At 67.3% G+C, this 16,146-nt stretch carries 13 protein-coding genes; 4 read left to right on the top strand and 9 right to left on the bottom strand.

The window, feature by feature from the left end:
- A partial coding sequence (locus ACIBO1_RS07795; RefSeq protein ID WP_396742433.1) for a tetratricopeptide repeat protein occupies positions 1–566 on the top strand: 566 nt, incomplete at its 5' end.
- Positions 567–599: 33 nt separating this feature from the next.
- Here ACIBO1_RS07795 and ACIBO1_RS07790 read toward each other — a convergent pair.
- A complete protein-coding gene (locus ACIBO1_RS07790) occupies positions 600–2,519 on the bottom strand; it encodes a hypothetical protein (protein WP_396742431.1) in 1,920 nt (639 codons plus the stop codon).
- Positions 2,520–2,685: 166 nt separating this feature from the next.
- On the opposite strand from ACIBO1_RS07790, the gene ACIBO1_RS07785 reads away from it, so the two are divergent.
- From ACIBO1_RS07785 to ACIBO1_RS07775, 3 genes are all read left to right on the top strand, one after another.
- Positions 2,686–5,427: a transcriptional regulator gene (locus ACIBO1_RS07785; RefSeq protein ID WP_396742429.1), complete on the top strand. Its 2,742-nt coding sequence runs from the start codon at positions 2,686–2,688 to the stop codon at positions 5,425–5,427.
- 759 nt (positions 5,428–6,186) lie between these two features.
- A complete protein-coding gene (locus ACIBO1_RS07780; protein WP_396742427.1) occupies positions 6,187–7,521 on the top strand; it encodes a hypothetical protein in 1,335 nt (444 codons plus the stop codon).
- Entirely contained in the window at positions 7,487–9,145 is a 1,659-nt protein-coding gene (locus ACIBO1_RS07775) for a hypothetical protein (protein WP_396742425.1), read from the top strand. The genes ACIBO1_RS07780 and ACIBO1_RS07775 overlap by 35 nt, the downstream gene beginning before the upstream one ends.
- Before the next feature lie 393 nt (positions 9,146–9,538).
- Here the strand turns inward: ACIBO1_RS07775 and ACIBO1_RS07770 are convergent, their stop codons facing one another.
- From ACIBO1_RS07770 to ACIBO1_RS07735, 8 genes are all read right to left on the bottom strand, one after another.
- A complete protein-coding gene (locus ACIBO1_RS07770; RefSeq protein WP_396742423.1) occupies positions 9,539–10,558 on the bottom strand; it encodes a C40 family peptidase in 1,020 nt (339 codons plus the stop codon).
- A 274-nt stretch (positions 10,559–10,832) separates the two neighbouring features.
- Positions 10,833–11,162 (bottom strand): hypothetical protein, encoded by a 330-nt coding sequence (locus ACIBO1_RS07765; protein WP_396742421.1) that lies wholly within the window; start codon positions 11,160–11,162, stop codon positions 10,833–10,835.
- 92 nt (positions 11,163–11,254) lie between these two features.
- Positions 11,255–11,689, bottom strand: a complete 435-nt coding sequence (locus tag ACIBO1_RS07760; protein ID WP_396742419.1) for a hypothetical protein — start codon at positions 11,687–11,689, stop codon at positions 11,255–11,257.
- Entirely contained in the window at positions 11,686–11,988 is a 303-nt protein-coding gene (locus ACIBO1_RS07755; protein ID WP_396742417.1) for a hypothetical protein, read from the bottom strand. Before ACIBO1_RS07755 ends, ACIBO1_RS07760 begins: the two co-directional genes overlap by 4 nt.
- 222 nt (positions 11,989–12,210) lie before the next feature.
- Positions 12,211–13,200, bottom strand: a complete 990-nt coding sequence (locus ACIBO1_RS07750) for a DUF932 domain-containing protein (protein WP_396742415.1) — start codon at positions 13,198–13,200, stop codon at positions 12,211–12,213.
- Positions 13,201–13,268: 68 nt separating this feature from the next.
- A complete protein-coding gene (locus tag ACIBO1_RS07745; protein WP_396742413.1) occupies positions 13,269–14,573 on the bottom strand; it encodes a helix-turn-helix domain-containing protein in 1,305 nt (434 codons plus the stop codon).
- 170 nt (positions 14,574–14,743) lie between these two features.
- Positions 14,744–15,325 (bottom strand): hypothetical protein, encoded by a 582-nt coding sequence (locus ACIBO1_RS07740; protein WP_396742411.1) that lies wholly within the window; start codon positions 15,323–15,325, stop codon positions 14,744–14,746.
- 9 nt (positions 15,326–15,334) lie between these two features.
- A complete protein-coding gene (locus tag ACIBO1_RS07735; RefSeq protein WP_396742409.1) occupies positions 15,335–16,069 on the bottom strand; it encodes a hypothetical protein in 735 nt (244 codons plus the stop codon).
- Positions 16,070–16,146 lie beyond the last annotated feature (77 nt).

The following is a 16,146-nucleotide window of genomic DNA, read 5'->3' as shown; positions in this document are numbered from 1 at the left end:
GCAACCGCGTCGGCGAAGCCACCACCCTCAACAACATCGGCAGCGCATACAACGGGCTCGGTGACTGGCAGCAGGCCCTCACCTACTTCGAGCAGGCCCTGCCCATCCACCAGCAGGTCGGCAACCGCGTCGGCGAAGCCACCACCCTCAACAACATCGGCAGCGCATACAACGGGCTCGGTGACTGGCAGCAGGCCCTCACCTACTTCGAGCAGACCCTGCCAGTTAGCCAGGAAATCGACGACCGCGTCGGCGAAGCGGCCACCCTCAGCAACATCGGTCTCGCTTACAACGGGCTCGGTGACTGGCAGCAGGCCCTCACCTACTTCGAGCAGGCCCTGCCCATCCACCAGCAGGTCGGCAACCCCGTCGGCGAAGCAGTCACCCGGTATAACGTCGCTATGGTTCACCGAGTTGTGGGGAATCTGGATGAGGCGATCGGCGAACTCGAGTGCGTCGTTGACCTTGACCGCCTGGTGGGCCATCCCGACCTCGCATCCGACACTGCAATGCTCGAACAAGTACGCCATGAGCGAGCACAGACACCGAGCGATCTGATCGGCTGATCGCTCGGTTGGGTTGGATACCTCGCCTGGCGGTTATGTGTTCGGCCGGCTGTCGGCAATTCGCTCGACCATCGTCCTGAGGCCGGGGAAGGCGAGTCGGAGGGTGTGGGCGGTGAGGTGGATTGCCCACCAGGTGAGGGCGATGAGGTAGCCGATGATGAGGGCGCCGTGGTTGGGCCAGGTGAGTACGAGGGCGTAGCCGATGGCCAGGCCGGTGGCGGCGATGATTCGGATGGTGGGGATCCGGGTGATGGTCAGGCCGGTGGCGATGCCGATGAGGGCGGCTCCGGTGCTGCCGATGAGTCCGACGCCGGTGCTGTTCATAGGCATCTGGGTGAGTGCGGTGATCATGAGGATGATGCCGGTGGTGGCGATCGCGGCGTGCAGTGTGGGGGGTCGGGCGCGGGTGAGCCATTGGGGTAGGTCGTGGGTGGGGATGCGGGGTGCGGTGAGGGCGATGAGGGTGGCGCAGGTGGCGAGGGGTAGGGCCCAGGCGAGGGTCCAGTTGAGGAATGGTCGGTATTGGTAGTTGACGGCGGTGCCGACGGCGAGGCCGTAGAGGGCGGCGGTGATGGGGCCTGCGACGGCGGCGGCGAGGTAGGCGTGTCGGATTAGGCGGCTGGTGGTGGGTTCGCCGGCGGTGGGTGGTTCGGTGAGCCAGGTGGTGGGGGCGAGGTGGGCGACGGCGTAGGCGGTGAGGGCGGCGAGTGCTCCGGCGGCGCCGAGGTGGGGCATGGAGATGATGACGCCGATGACTCGTCCTTGGAGCGTGCGGATGTCGGCGCTGTGCACGGCGTGGAGGAGGAGGGATAGGGAGCATCCGCCGAGGAGGACTACGGCGATGAGGTCGGTGAGCCGTAGGCGTACGCGGGGAAGTTGGGTGTTGGTCGGGTGGTGGTGTGGGGTGGTGAGGGTGAGTGCTCCCTCGGCGAGTGCGTGAGGTTGCTCGATGGCGCCGGCGGTCGTACCTGTGGCGGTGGTGAGTGTGTCGAGTAGCCCGGGTACCGGGCCGGCATGGCGGACGACGACTGCGGCGAGGTGCTCACGGCCGATGTCGGCGGCGTCGAGGATGTCGTCGACGGCGGCGGGAATGTGGTTGAGGAGTGGTTGTGCGGCGGTGGTGACGTCGTCGCGGGTGATGACCGCTGGTGTGCGTGGTGCGGGAAGCAGGACCGGGGCGCGGTCGTGGGTGGCGAGGGTGTGTCGTGCCTGCCGGACTGCGTCGCGGAGCGCTGCCGTCTCCGGCGGGGGTTCGGGGTGGTGCAGGCTGGCGCGGAGTGGGTCGTCGGTGGTGGTGGCGGTGGTGATGACGTGGTGGGTGAGGATCTGGTCCAGGTCGTGGGGTTGTTCGATCGGGTGGGTCGCTAGTTCGGTGTAGCCGTCGGTGTGTGCTTGGAGGACGGTGAGGGTGGCGGGGTGTTGGTCGGCGTGGCAGGTGAGCAGGCAGGTGCCGGGGGGTGCGTTGAGCCCGAGCGTGGTGGCGTAGGCGGTAAGGGCCGCCGGGGCGGTGACCAGGGCTGGGGCGGGTAGTCCGGCGCGGGTCGCGGCGTCGGTGAGCAGGTCGCGGCGGCGCGGTCCCCAACTGGTCGGGATCGTGACGGTCAGCGACGTGATCGGCGCACTGACTTGGTGGGTGGCGTGGTCGGCGATGTGTCGCAGGAGCCCGGAGAGGAGGCCCACTGCATCGACCGTATCCGTCTCCGCCGGTGGCGGCGGGGTGCTGGGGATACTGACCGGGTCGGACACGAATTGGTGTCCGGGAGGCAGGCTTTGGGCCGCGGCGGGGTCGACACCGAAGTAGAGGTGTCCGGCGGAGTCGACGACGATGCCGGCGGGCAGGATGTGCCGGCCACCGATGAGGACCGGGATGCGGGCTCCGGATCGGCCGATGATGGCGGCGATCGCGGTGGGCGAGCTGAAGTCGATCGACAGTTGTGGTCCCCCGCTGGACATGCCCGGCAGTGTCACCCGCTCGCGTGGCACCGCGTCAACCACATACGTCCGATAGTGATCCTTTGTGTGCGGATGGTGAGAATCCTTCTCGATGGGATGGCCGTTCGCGTGAATCGTCGTGTATGCGGGACAAGTCAGAAGACCGCCATCGGGGGAGGGTGCGTCCATGCCGGACAAGTCCACGCAGTCCAGCCGCCTGACCGACTACGGCACTCGCCCCACCATCTACACCCCGCGCGAGGTCCCACCGCTACCAGCACGAGGACGCGCCGTGCGGATCATCCGCGCTGGCGTCGGCATGGTGGTCTACGTGGCAGGCGCGCCAGCCGTGTTGTGGCTCGTCGGGGGGAACCCGCTGCGGCGGCTACCGACCTGGCCAGAGCTCACCGTCTGGTTCGACCAACTTCAGGGCCGCTTCACGATCGACATCCTCACCGGCCTCGCAGTGTGGGCGCTGTGGCTGCTCTGGGCGGCGTTCGCCATGCTGCTGCTCGCCGAACTGGTCGCCGCGGTGACCCGGTGGCGGATCCCCGTGCTGCGGCTGCCGGCACCACTGCACCGCCTGGTGTTCGGTCTGGCCGGCACCGCCGCCCTCGCGGTCACCTCCACCACCCACATCCCCGGCACCGGCGGCGACCGGTCACCCGTCACGATCACCTCGACCGGCAGCACCGAGGCCCTACCACTGCAGCCCGCCGCCCAGGGACCGGCGATCATCAGGGTCGGCGAAACTCGCTACGTCTATACCGTGGAGCGCCACGACACTCTGTCCAAGATCGCCACCGCCTGGCTCGGCGACACCGACAGATGGCCGGAAATCTGCACCTTAAACAAACACCGCCACTTCCCCAAGGTCGGCGGCACCCTCCGCGACTGCGACCTCATCTACCCCGGCTGGGAACTACGCCTCCCCGCCGACGCGACACCACCTGCCGACGCCACCCCGGCCCCACCACTACCCCGCCGACCCACCGAACCGACACCCGACCCCGTCGAACCACCCACACCACCGTCCCCGCACGACGAGGGCACGGACAGTGGAGTCAAGGCGCCTACCACCCCGACGACACCCGGCACAGTCCCGCCACCGGCTCGAGCCGCCACACCGGCACCGCCGACACCGACCGCCGACGCACCCACCGGCAGCGTCCATCCGAGCCCAATCCCAGAGCAGACCGTCCCAGCGCCAGCCGCCGACCGGGACGGCATACAGCTACCCGGCGGCAGCTTCCTGCCATGGGCACTGGCCGCAGCGATCAGCGCCGCCGCCGCACTCGCATGGCTGCAACGCCGCCGCCGCTTCACCCCCCACCCGCCCGGCAATGCCGGCACCGACACCCCACCCGCGCTGCCCCAAGCAGTGACCGAGGTACACCGGCAGGTGGTCCGCAACCGGGACCTACCGGCCGCCGAAGACCTGACCGAACGAGCTGGCACCGTCCCCGACGTATCGCTGCCACCACCTGGCGGGGTCGGTCTCGTCGGCGACGGCGCGCCCGCCGCCGCGCGGGCCGCTCTGGTCACCATGCTCGCCTCCGGCGGGCCCCGAGAGCCGAACCGTCGCGGCGAGGTCGTCATCGACCACGCCACCCTCAACACCCTGACCGGCCTCGACCCGACCGCGCTCACACCATGGCCACGCCTGCACATCGCCGACGACCTCGACCACGCCCTGAACCTCGTCGACGCGATGCTGCTGCACCGCACCCGCATCCTCGACGAGCACAGCCTCACCGACCTACGCCACCGTGCTCCGGACGAGGAGGCGCTTCCGTCGGTGCTGCTGATCAGCCTCACACCAGCACCGGACATCCTCCACCGCGTGCAGGGCACCCTCCGTACCGGTGCGCACCTGGACATCACCGCGCTGCTGCTCGGTACCTGGCCCCCCGGCCCCACCATCGCCGTCACCACCGACGGTCACGCCCGGAATCCCGAAAGCGCCGCAGAATCGCCACTCGGCGAGCGCGTCGCCGTGCTCGACACGGCCGGCACGGTCGCGTTCCTGACCACCTTGCGCGAGGCACACACCGGCGAACCGCCCGCCATCACCTCACCAGCCATACCGGCCACGCCCGACCCGCTCCACGTCAGCCGGAACCAGACCAAGACCGCCGACGAACCACCATCGGCCATCCCACAGCCGGCACGCGATTCCACCACCGTCAAGGCGCAGCTACGGGTGCTCGGACCGCCGCGCATCGACAACATCACCCAACCCGGCCGACCGCTACGCGCCAAAGCCCTGGAACTGGCGGTCTACCTCGCCGTACACCCCGACGGAGCCGCCACCCGGGAGATCGGCGAATACCTCGAACCCGACGCCCGCATCAGCCAAGCCGACCAACGCGTACACACCAACGCCTCCAACCTCCGACACGTACTCGGCCGCGCCGGCACCGCCGACACGAAGAACGCCTACGTCATCAAGGTCGCCGGACGGTACCGCCTCGACCCGACAACCGTGGACATAGACGTATGGAGGCTCCGTGACCTGATGCGCACCGCGACCATCGCCACCGAACCGCGCCGCCGCGAGCTACTCACCGCCGCATGCGACCTCTACACCGCACCCTTGGCGGAAGGCCAGGACTACGAGTGGTTGCAACCGCACCGCGAGACCATCCGCCGCTGGGGCACCGAAGCACACCTCCTACTCGCCGACGACCTGCTGCACCACGACCCGCAGGCCGCATCCGACCTGCTCGACAAAGCCATCGGCCTGGACCGCTACAACGAGGCCACCTACCGCAAGGGCATGCGCGCCCGCCACGCCCTCGGCGACGCCCACGGCATCCGCACCCTGCTACGCGCCCTCACCAAAGCCCTCGCCGACCTCGACGCCGCACCACAGGACGACACGGTCACGCTGGCCACCCAACTCCGCACCAGCCTCACCGTTGAGTGACCGGCACGCCGCGCCACCACGTACACGCCTGGTGCCCCTACTGGCCCTCGTCCCCGGTCCTCCGCTGGGCCATCGCCGTTCACAGCATGCCCGCCTGCCAACCACGGCGAACCGCCCGCGTGTGCGGGCAACCCCTGTGGCCGAACGCCGTTTTCCCACCCGGCTGCTGCACGGATGCGGCCGGCGCGTCGGCGCACCCCATACGCCGTCGAGGTCATCAACGCCGCACTTAGCGGTCATCGCGGTCCCACTGTCCGGGCGGACCGGCTGGACGCTGGCCGCCTTCGCATGGTGAGCAGCAGGGATGATCATGCTCCCTTCGCCGACCTCGCCGTCATGCGACTGCCGCACCGGATCACGGCCGTCACCGGCCTCGTCGGCCTGCTCACCGCAGCCGATGACCCGCACGCATGGCGGCATGGCGGCGTGCCATCGTCGCGGGTCTGACCTCGTAGGATGCTTCACCGTGCCGGCCATCGGTCTCGCGGACACCTCGGCTGGGGCGATGTCCCCTCGCGGTACCGGTCGCTGCCGCACTCGGCTGGCACATTTGGGCCGCCGTCTACGCCGGAAACGCTCCTCGGCCTCGGTGCCGCCGCAGTCACTGCGGGCCGTGGCAGTCACTAAAAACGACAGAAGGGGCACCGGAGCTCAGCCGAAACGGGTGTGCACAGAGTGACCAGATGATGGCAGGATCTTCTGACGCCTGCTGCGTAATCCGTAGGCTGCCGTCCCTCGCTCGCTCGGAGGTCCTGGTCCATGCAGAGTTCTATGCAGGACGACGCAACCCGTCGCCGCCTTGGTCGAGCTGTCCTGTTCATCCTTCAACAAGCGCCGACGGTGACGAACCCAGTTGTCCGAGCAGACATCGCTACCCTGCTGCTCGCTGGGCAAGCGATGGACTTTGCTACCAAGCTTCAGGGGCATGGCAGCCAGGTGAGCGGAGCCCTCGCGCGCGAGTATGCCCGTCAAGGCGGCCTCGGCGAACGAGACCTGCTGAACGAGGTGCTACCCAAGCTGAAGAAGGCGGATGTAGTTGACTACCGACTCGACACGGACGGCAAGCTGCTGCACGTTGACGAATTCGTCGGTGTCACAAGCAATGTGATCGAGCAAACCTTCCAGGTCTTGCACCTGCTCAACCCCAGCGACCCGGAGTTGGCCGTACTTCATAGCGTCGAGATCGCGGCTTGGGCGCCGCTCGCCGAGTCGCAGCATCTCGACCAAATCACCCGTCGAGGCTTGGGAGACGCAGCCGCAGCGGCCGGTCTGAGGCTGGCTCTTGCGGTCGGCATCAATCGCCGCATCCCGTCGGCTGAGCTCAGCGAAGATGTCATCTTCAACCCGCACGTCTGGGGAACCGGGCAGGTCAAGATTGCGGAGTTTCTTCGCAACCTGCCCCCCAACGAGCGAGACGTCCTTCTTGGGCTCTGCGAGCAGGCATCTAGTCGGCCCGGCATCCTGGTTGACCAGCTCGGAGCTGCGCCCAGCGTCCTTGCCAGTGCGAGAAAGGTTGGCCTGGTGCAGGCCGCCACCGTGAAGTCAAGCTTGGGAGGGGGACGAAGCAAGACCTACGTCTTCTCGCCGCTCTCCCAGACCGAAGACGACCTTCGCACGACCACCGAAGCACTCCACCTCCGAAAGCTCTTCGTCGCGCATATCCTCTTTGGGAAAGAGCAGGCCGAAGCCTGGGGTGGCAGGATTCAGAGCCCTACGGTCCTCGTACGAGCGCTGCTCGACCGCGGCCAGGTTGGGCCTGCATCCAACATCGCGACCGACTACCACCTTGTTGAGGCGCACGGCATCGTTCGCGTGGAGGAGACGAACGATGGTCGCGGCGTTCTAAAGTTGATCAAAAAAGAGGTCGTTGAGGGTGGGCTGGACTGGCTGACGGCCCATGTGGGCAACATGCCGACGGGCGGACCGGTGGGTGTAAATCTGCGACATGCGCCGGGGACGTTCGTCACGCCGGAAGGGGACCGCGCCGCGATCCCGGATGATGCAGCCGCAGATGAGGTAACGAGGTCGGCCGTACTTAGCTTGAGGGAGGAGGCACAGCGTGCAGCGAGACTCGACAGCCCGTTCGGCTTCTAAGGGCAGCAGCAGCGGCCGTAGTCAGAGTAGCGGGGATCTCGGGCATGAGATGGAGGCACGCGTCGCGCAACTCTGGTTTTGGGAGGGCTACTTCGCGCGGCGCGGCATCAACCTTGAGAGGCACTATCACCCAGATCCGCTGTTGATCACCGATTTGGACCTTGTGGCGTTCGATTTCAATCCTCAGTTGGCATCCACCAAGCATATCGGCGAAGTGAAGACCGGAACCAGCCGAAACGCCCCGAAGCCTCTTGATCGCCTAATTTGGCTGAGCGGGCTAAAGCAAGTTGTTGAGGCGGACACGGGGGAACTCACCACCGCTCTAGTTCCTTCAGACCGTGTCAGGAATCTTGGACGCACTCTCGGTATTACCGCGCAATCTCTTGTCGACTTCGAACGCCGCGAAAAGGAGTCGGTCGCAGGGCTTGAAAATCTCGGCTCCCAAGGCATCGCAGCTGCGGAAACCGTCAAACGCGTGCAGGAAACCTGTAAGCGCGATCCCGAACTGGAGCGCGCCTTCTGGTTTCTGCGGAGCGAGGTTTGGTTCCTCAAGCCCTTCGTCGCGGTCAAACAAATTATCGACCTAATGCGGCGACTTAGCAGGCGATGGACTCCAAAGCATGACGATGACGACTCGGCCGCTATTCGCTGGTTGATGTGTGAGGCGACCAGCCTCCTGACGCTGAACACAATCACGATCGCCGGAATTGGTTTCACGCTTAGCAAGGACCAGTTTTTCGCGCTAGTCGAAGAAAGCCTTGCCGAAGGGATCGTTCCATCGCATCAGGCGCGACGATTTTCCGAGTCAATTGATCGTTACGTCGCCGGCTTGCTTGCGGCGGCTAACGCACCTGCCCACCTCAGAGTCGATGCTGTCGGGGCCTTTTTGCCGAAACCGCCGGATTATGCGGAAGCTTATGCAGAGCTGACGTGGCGGATCATGCAATCAACCTTGGCCGCGCGTATACTTCCCCGACAGGTGGACTTCCTAGTCTTCGAACGAGTAGTTAACCGGCGTGAAGCTTCTTGGACGACCGTCTTCAAATTGGGGTTGCGCCGTCAGGACGGATCGAGACTGCGTCGGCTGGTGGCTGCGTTTCTGCGGGGTGCGAATGCATCCATCGACGTTGTCGATGCGGCGCTTACGCGGGAAGTCGAGGTAGAGCAACGCCAGGAGGACCACCAGAGCATCTCGAGTCAGCTCAACTATGAGCAACAGGCATTTACTAATGAACCAAAAATCGACCATCCGGCTTCAGTGTACGCTTCCCGAATAAAAGAAGCCTTGCAGCGAAAGTTTGAACGCAGTCATATAAAGGCGAGCGCCAACAATGGCCCGGACATCACTTTTGTAGGTGAAGACGGTCGGAGTGTTGTGATCGAGGTAAAGTACCGAAGTGGTGGCGCCCTCGGGGTGAGCGAGATCGCGGACGCTAGAAGGCAGCTAGATAGATTCGCCGGCGACCAACGAGGGCTTCTGGTTACCAACGCGCCTTTGTCCGACGAGGTGCGGCAGTACAATGCCTCCAACCCAGGATTCTCCAGCGGAATTGAAGTACTCACATGGAACGACGATCGCGACGATGACCTCTTAGCCCGTGCACTCCTGCGCCAGCTCGCCTGATAGTCCAGCCGGAGGAGCCGGTCCGCCCTCGGAATCTTTTGGAGTTAGGCCGGTCGGCGTTGCACGGGCCCTAGATCCATATCGAACTGAGGATGTACGGCGACAAACGCAACCTCAACTGATACCGGCTGCACGGGATGCTGCCGTCGTCTCGGGGCTGCGGCGCTGGCACAGGGCTTAGCGGCCACTCACCTGCCACGCGCCCACGCCATCCAGGCATCTAAAGCTATGTCATCGATACTCGACCTCGCCGCGCCCCGCCCGAATCCTGAGGCGCTGCCCTCTCCCGGCCTGCCCTACCTGTAGGAGTGTCGGTACAACAGGCGAACTGTGCGCTCGGGGCCGGCTCTCGCACTCCTGGTATTCCTACATGTTGAGGCCTATCGACCGGCATCACCAGGGGACGATACGGCGGATCATGGCGATCTGATTGGACCACTTCTCCATGCGAGTGATCTTGACGACGTCACCGGTTGTCGGTGCCTGGATGATGAGTCCTTCACCGAGGTACATGCCGACGTGGCGGGGATTGGTCATGGTGCCTTGGCTGCCGGGAATGAGGATGAGATCGCCAGGCAGCAGGAACGCTGAATCGGTTACTCGTTGTCCGGCGCGGGCTTGGTCGGTGGTGACACGCGGGATGGTGATGCCGGCTGTCCGGTAGGCCGCTTGCATGAGGGATGAGCAGTCGCATTGCTTGGTGGGGTCGCCGGAGTGTGGGTCGGTGCAGGTTCCGCCGAAGTGGTACGGGGTGCCGAGTTGCCGGACGGCCCAGGTGATGGCCGTGGTCACGGCGGGTGGGGTGTTGGCGGGTAGTGCGAATCCGTCCGGGAGTGCGGCGGGTGTGTCGGTGGTGCAGTCGGTGAGGGTGCCGGCGAGTTGCTCGACCAGGTGTATGGCGTCGGTGGTCCATGTCTCGTACGCGTTGGGGTAGGCGGAGACTTGGACTGTCTGGGCGGCTTGGGTGAGGGGCATCGACTCCCAGCCGGGGACGGTCAGGAGCTTGTCGAAGAACTTCCTGGCTTGGTAGGCGGGGTCGGCCAGTTGCGTGACGCTGCCCCAGCCTTGGCTCGGTCGTTGCTGGAATACGCCGATGGAGTCGTGGTCGTTGCGGTCGCCGAGGTAGGGCAGGTTCCGTAGGCCGGATTCCTGTATGGCGGTGGCGATGGCGATGACCCAGCCCCAGCGGGGTACGGCTGTGGCGACGCCGACGTCGATGATGGTCGCGGCGATGTCGCGCTGCTCGGTGTCCCATGTGCCGGGGTCGGGTTGCTGCCCGGTGGGCCGCAGGGCAGGGGCGGTGATGCCGCATCCGCCGGGGCCGCTGCCGGTGACGGCGGACATGAGGAGCATGGGCAGGCCGAGGCAGGCGACGATGACGACGGCGACCACGCCGACGATGACTTTGGTCATGGACGTTGCCCTCAGGTGAAAACGAGAAAGGGCCGGTCTACGCGCGGGTGCGCGGCCGGCGGAGGGTGGCGTAGTGGCTGAGCGCAGGGCGGCGTTGAGGTGTGGGGCGAGCAGGGCCATGGGTGGGCTGGTGCAGGTGGCAAGTGGCAGGCGCGCTCGTCGGCGCTGCGGTTGGTGCCATACATCGCTGTCTCCTCGGTTCGTGAAAGGTCGTGAAGCACGAATAGGGCCGGTGGGCCGCCCACGTGGGCGGCCCACCGTGCGGGTTGGGGGGTCAGGTGGTGGAGGTGTGGAGGACGTGGGCGGCCTGGCGGAGCAGGTGCTCGATGAGCCGGCTGGCGTCGTAGTGGTCGTGTCGGCTGTCGATTTCTGCGGCGTATGCCCAGTCGAAGGTGCTGTTGGTCATGGCGGGGACGTGCCAGAGGTCGCCGCCGTGGTCGAGGAAGAGGGCGCAGTGCCAGGGGTCGGCGAGGAGGGTGAGGGGTTGAGTGGTGCAGGTGATGGTGCAGGCGCAGTCGGGGTCGTTGTAGGTGGTGCGGGGCCGTTGGTGGTGGACGAGGCAGCGGCAGTCGCAGAGCCGCCGCCACGGTTGGATGTAGGCCATCGGGTTCCTCCCGCGTCGTGAAATGGCGTACGCCTCGGCCGCCGCCGGCGGTGCGGTGGCGTCCGAGGCGTACGCAGTGGGCAGGCTGGTGGTCAGTGCGGTGGTGCGATGGTGGTGCGACCGGGGCTTAAAAGGGTGTTGTGCTGGATCTGGCGGGTTTCCTCGGCGGTGAGCAGGTAGGCCGGTAGCCGCGGTACGCGTTCGCGCCAGGCTCGGTAGAGGCGGTGTATGCCGTCGATGAGTAGCGGCGCCTGTGGCTGTCCGGTGATGGTGAGCTGGGCGACGATCAGTGGTTTGGCGAGGTTGGTGGTCATGGCGTAGGCCCGGTCGAGGCCGGTGCTGGTGGGTCCGATGAGGTTGACCGTGTGCGGGTCGTCGAGTCGGGTCAGGCCGTACGCGTCGGCCCAGGTGGTGACATCGAGGGGTTGGGTGTTGCGGGGCGTCGTCGCGATCAGCGCCTCAGCTGCGTTGATGGAGAACACCCATGGCCCGAAGTGGAACCACTGCCCCGGTTGAGGCCCGGTCACTGTCCGCCCCTGTTCTTGGTGACGTGGCGGTAGATCGCGATGCAGCGCAGGATCAATTCGTGTGGCGGTAGGGTCAGTAGGCGTTGTCGCTTGTCGTCGCGGAGCAGGTCCCAGATCTGGACGGTGACGGAGGCGGACCACACGTCCACGATCACGCCGTCGATCTTGAGGTACTGCCGGTTGGCGACGATCCGCCGCAGCGTGTCGATGAGCGTGGCGTCGTCGGGCGGGTGGTTCGCGTCGTCGGGTCGTTGCGCTTCGGGGAGCAGGGTGTAGCAGTACTCGCAGGTGCTGTCCAAGCGTGGCGGATCCTCGGTCTCCCACCAGTCGACGTCGGCGACAGGTAGCCCGCATACCGACTGGCGGAAGTCTCTGGGGTGGCGGATGTGGCCGCTCATCGCCTTCCCGCCCGGTCCGATCCGCACGTCGCCGTGCGCTGTGCCATGGGATGTCTCCCTCTAAAGAAGGAGCCGGGGCAGGGCCCGGAATGGCCGCTGCCCCGGCAGGCTGGACGAGTGAGGTCAGACCTTCAGTAGGTCGAAGGCGGTCACCTTCAGATCACCTGCGTTGCCCGTCAGCACGCGGTTGGCGCGGGCGGTGGCGTTTTTGGCGGGTTGGTAGTGGTCGAGGTATTCGGTGATGGCCTGGTATCCGGCCCACCGGCTGCCGGTGATGGCTTTCTGGGTGTCGGATTCGCGGATCAGGTATTTCAGCGTGCCGAGGCGCTGCTTGGCGTTGTTGCGGGTCTGGTCGGAGGCGTGGTCCTTGACCGGCCACACCTGACCGGCCACGTTCTCGAACTCACGCATCGTCATCTCGGTCTGGAGCATCCGCTCGGCGGCCTTCTCGAACGTCTCCATGTACGTCCACATCAGTCCGAGGGCTTCGCGGGCCTGGCTGATCTGTGAGTTGACGTTGGAGGTGTGCCGGAACGTGTAGTGCCCGACCGAGTGCGCGAACGCGGCCCGTTGGGTGTTGGCGCACACCACCCGGATCGGGCTGGCATCCACCCGCAGCGCGGCGGTCCCGTCGTGGGAGGTGGTGCCGATCAGGTACAGGTCCAGGCGGTCCACCCCGGCGATCTCCATCGCATCCGGGAGCTTCATCGTGACGAACACCGACTTGCCGCGACGCAGGCTCCCGGCGGTCTCGAAATGCGCCCCACCCACCTGATCGACCAGACGGTCCAGCATTTCGGCGCACTGCTCGTTCTGCACCACCGTGTAGTCGGTGCCCACGATCCCCAGATACTCCGTTTGGCCGGTGACGGGGTTGCGGCGGACGGTCATCCGCTTGTCGTCGGCGGGGATCTGCACCTCGACCCCATCCACGATGTCGATTCCGACGGTGCGGATGGTGCGCACACCCCAGTCACCGAGCCGGGCGGCGGCCATGATCTCTTCGGCCTTCATCGTGTCCTGGGTGACGGTGCCGAGTTGGTGCCAGGCCGACAGGCGGGCGCTGGCGAAGGCGGTCGTCCCGTCGGTGAACATCTCCAGTTCGTGCGGCACAGGGTTCTCCTCTCGATACGGCTGCGGGGCCGAGCGCACGGCTCGGCCCCGCAGCGGGTTGGTGTGGGTCAGGACTGTTCGGTGTTGTCGTCTGCCTGCCCGCTGCTGCTCGTGTCGACCGGTGCCGGGTGGGCGAAGGTCAGCGGGCTGTCGGTGACCAGGAGGATCCGGCCGGCGGCGGCGGCCTTGGTGAGGTTGTTGCGGACCGCCCCGTTGCTGACCTGCCGGCCGAGCTGCGCGGCGAGCCCGGTGGCGATGTCCTGCGGCGTCATCGACTTGCCGGGGTTGGCGGCCAGGTAGTCCAGGGTCAGGCGTTCCAACTCGCCCCGGGCGAACGGCTGGTTGCCGTCGGCGTTGACGGTCCCGTCGCCGCTGACGCGGGCCACGGGGCGGGCGGTGCTCGCCGCGCGGGGGCTGGTGCGGGTGGGCAGGGCGATGATGTGGGTTTCGCCGTCTGGTCCGACGATGTGGAGCGTGCCGTCGGGGCGGATCAGCGGCTGCACCGCCGCGGTGGCGTCCGGCGCGGTCGCCATTGCTCGGATGACCTGGAGGCAGAGCGGGCAGCGGGGCGGCTCGGGGTTGGGGTCGACTTCGCTGGCCTTGGTCGGGCCCGGGATCCAGCGGTGCGGCTGGCCGGGTAGCCGGCGGGCGGCGTCGGCCTGCTCCATCGCGGTCAAGAGCCGCGTCGCGGTGGCGTGCCCGATACCGCTCTCGGCCACGATCACGTCCAGGGTCGCGCCGTCGTCGCCGTGGTCGGCCAGCACACCCTTGATCGCCATGACCTTGCGGTCACCCGGCCGTACCGGCTGCACGACGGCAACCGGCCGCGCCGTCTGCTCGGTGGCGTCCTCGCCCGTGCGCTCACCGGCGTCGTCCGGCGCGTTGCCGGTGGCGTCCGAGGTGCTGCCGGTGGCGTCGCCGAGGTCGGTCGACTCGTCCGCGTCGCCGCCCTGATCGGCGGTGTCGGCGTCCGGTGCGGTGCCTTCGGTGTAAGGAGTCTCGTCGCCGCCATGGTCCGGCTCGCCGTGCACGTCGCCATCGCTCAGCTCGCCGACTGGGCTCGGCTCGCCGTGCTCGGATGGGGCCGTGCCGGCGGTGTGCTCGTCACCGGGACTGGTGGTGTCGTCCGGCGTCGGATCGGTGGCGTCGGTGGGGGCGGCGAGGGTCCAGCGGGTGGGGGTGCCCTCGGCCGGGTCGGCGTCGGTGTCCACCGCCACGATCAGTCCGGCCTCAGCCAGGGTCTTCAGCGCCTTGTCGATGGTCGACCGGGCCTTACCGGCCTTGTCAGCCAGATCGGGTGCGGTGCCCTCACCGAGGTCGGTGAGGGCGTCGAGGACCGCCTGCGTGGCAGGCGTCAGGGACTGGTAATCCATCAGGTTTTCCTCCAAAAGGGGTTGGTGGAAGCCCGGCTCCGTGTAGTGCCGGGCGGCAGTACGCCGGGTCGCGGACAGCAGCACGTCCGGCAGGCGCGGAACGCGCTGCCGTGCCGTGTTGTGCCATTGCGGCCTGGCAATTTCGGACGGCGTGGTACGCCGTGCGGGTATCAGCGGCCGGTGTCGGCGGCGGGGTGCAGGGTGTAGAGGCGGTTATCGGTGGGGTCGCGGTAGATACCGGCGTCGGTGTGGGACAGCCGTACCGCGCTGACGCTGCCGGGTAGGCGTAGCCGGGCGTCGGAGATGGTGACCGTGATGTGGGCGGAGTGTCCGGCGAGGTGTTCGCGGCGACAGTGGTCGGTGTGCGGCAGGACCACCAGGACGCTCTCGCCGGGCTGCACGTAGCGTCGCTGCACCACCTGCCCGGGATGGGTGCGCGCGTACGTGGTGCGAGTGGGGTCGGCGATGAGGGTGTCGACGCGGTCGCGGGCGGTGCGGTAGGCGCGGGCCAGCTCGCTGAACGTCTCTACCGTGCCGGTGATGGTGGCGGGTGGGCCGGTGATGTCGTCGCCGTTGATGAGCAGCGTGCGGAGCTGGTCGACGGCGGCCAGCAGTTCGGCGCGCAGGTGCCGGAGGTTGTCGGCGGCGTCGGGTAGGTGCGCGGCGGCGGGGACGGGGTCGGTGGCGTGTTGGTCGAGGGTGCGGCCGGTGGCCTGGGTGATCCAGCGGGTGATCGCGTCGAGGTGCAGCACCAGTTCCCCCTAGCTGGTGAGGTGGGTGAGTTCGCCGGAGGTGAGCTGGTCCGGGGTGCGGTTGCGCCAGGTGTCGGAGTGGCGCAGGTGCCACCAGCGCAGCAGCGCCCGGCAGGCTGCGGCGAGGTCACCGACCACCGGCAGCGGATACGTCATGCCAGGTGGGGTGGGCTGGTGTAGGGGGCCGATGTAGGCGGTCGGTGTCCAGCCCTGTGCGGTGTCGGTGACCTCGCCCACCACCCGGTTCGGGTAGGGGACGTCGAAGGCGCTCGCGGCGTTGCTGTCGGGCTGCACCTGCCAGGTGTCCTGTTCCCGTCGGCGCAGCGTCGCCACACCGTTCGCCGGGTCGCCCCGGTACAGCAGCAGGTACCGCTCGTTGTCGGTGTCGAGCGCGGGTCGGTGGTGGCGCCAGGCCCGGTAGGTGGTGATGAGCATTGCGCCGAGGACGAGGTGGCGTTCGCGGGCGGTGAGGGCGTCGGTGAGCGTCTGGTGGTAGCCGGCGACGTGGAGGTCGGCGCGGGCGGCCAGGCCACGTCGGCTTCGGCTCGTGAGGGCGTCCACGCGGGTGAGGGCCGCGTCGAGGGCGGTGGTGCTGTCGGTGAACTCACGGGCGGTTCTGTGCAGGAGTCGGGCGATGTCACCGACCGGGTCGGGGGTGGCCGTGTCGTGGCGCCACAGGGGTTCGGGTAGGACGTCGTTGGTGTCGGCGGCGATACGCCGCAGCGCCGGATCGGTCAGGAACACCGGAGGATCTCCTTTACTGGTTGGCGGGGTGTGTGCGTGGCGAAGGCCGGTCGCAGCAGGGGGCTGCGACCGGCCTT

Source organism: Micromonospora sp. NPDC049903 (assembly GCF_044460945.1).
Classification (GTDB): domain Bacteria; phylum Actinomycetota; class Actinomycetes; order Mycobacteriales; family Micromonosporaceae; genus Micromonospora.
Note: the sequence above shows the minus strand (reverse complement) of the source record. Positions and strands in the feature narration are given on the sequence as shown.

Excerpts from the sequence above, each read along its gene's own strand:
- ACIBO1_RS07790 (WP_396742431.1), bottom strand. The coding sequence starts at position 2,519 with ATGTCCAGCGGGGGACCACAACTGTCGATCGACTTCAGCTCGCCCACC.
- ACIBO1_RS07785 (WP_396742429.1), top strand. The coding sequence starts at position 2,686 with ATGCCGGACAAGTCCACGCAGTCCAGCCGCCTGACCGACTACGGCACT.
- ACIBO1_RS07780 (WP_396742427.1), top strand. The coding sequence starts at position 6,187 with ATGCAGAGTTCTATGCAGGACGACGCAACCCGTCGCCGCCTTGGTCGA.
- ACIBO1_RS07770 (WP_396742423.1), bottom strand. The coding sequence starts at position 10,558 with ATGACCAAAGTCATCGTCGGCGTGGTCGCCGTCGTCATCGTCGCCTGC.
- ACIBO1_RS07765 (WP_396742421.1), bottom strand. The coding sequence starts at position 11,162 with ATGGCCTACATCCAACCGTGGCGGCGGCTCTGCGACTGCCGCTGCCTC.
- ACIBO1_RS07745 (WP_396742413.1), bottom strand. The coding sequence starts at position 14,573 with ATGGATTACCAGTCCCTGACGCCTGCCACGCAGGCGGTCCTCGACGCC.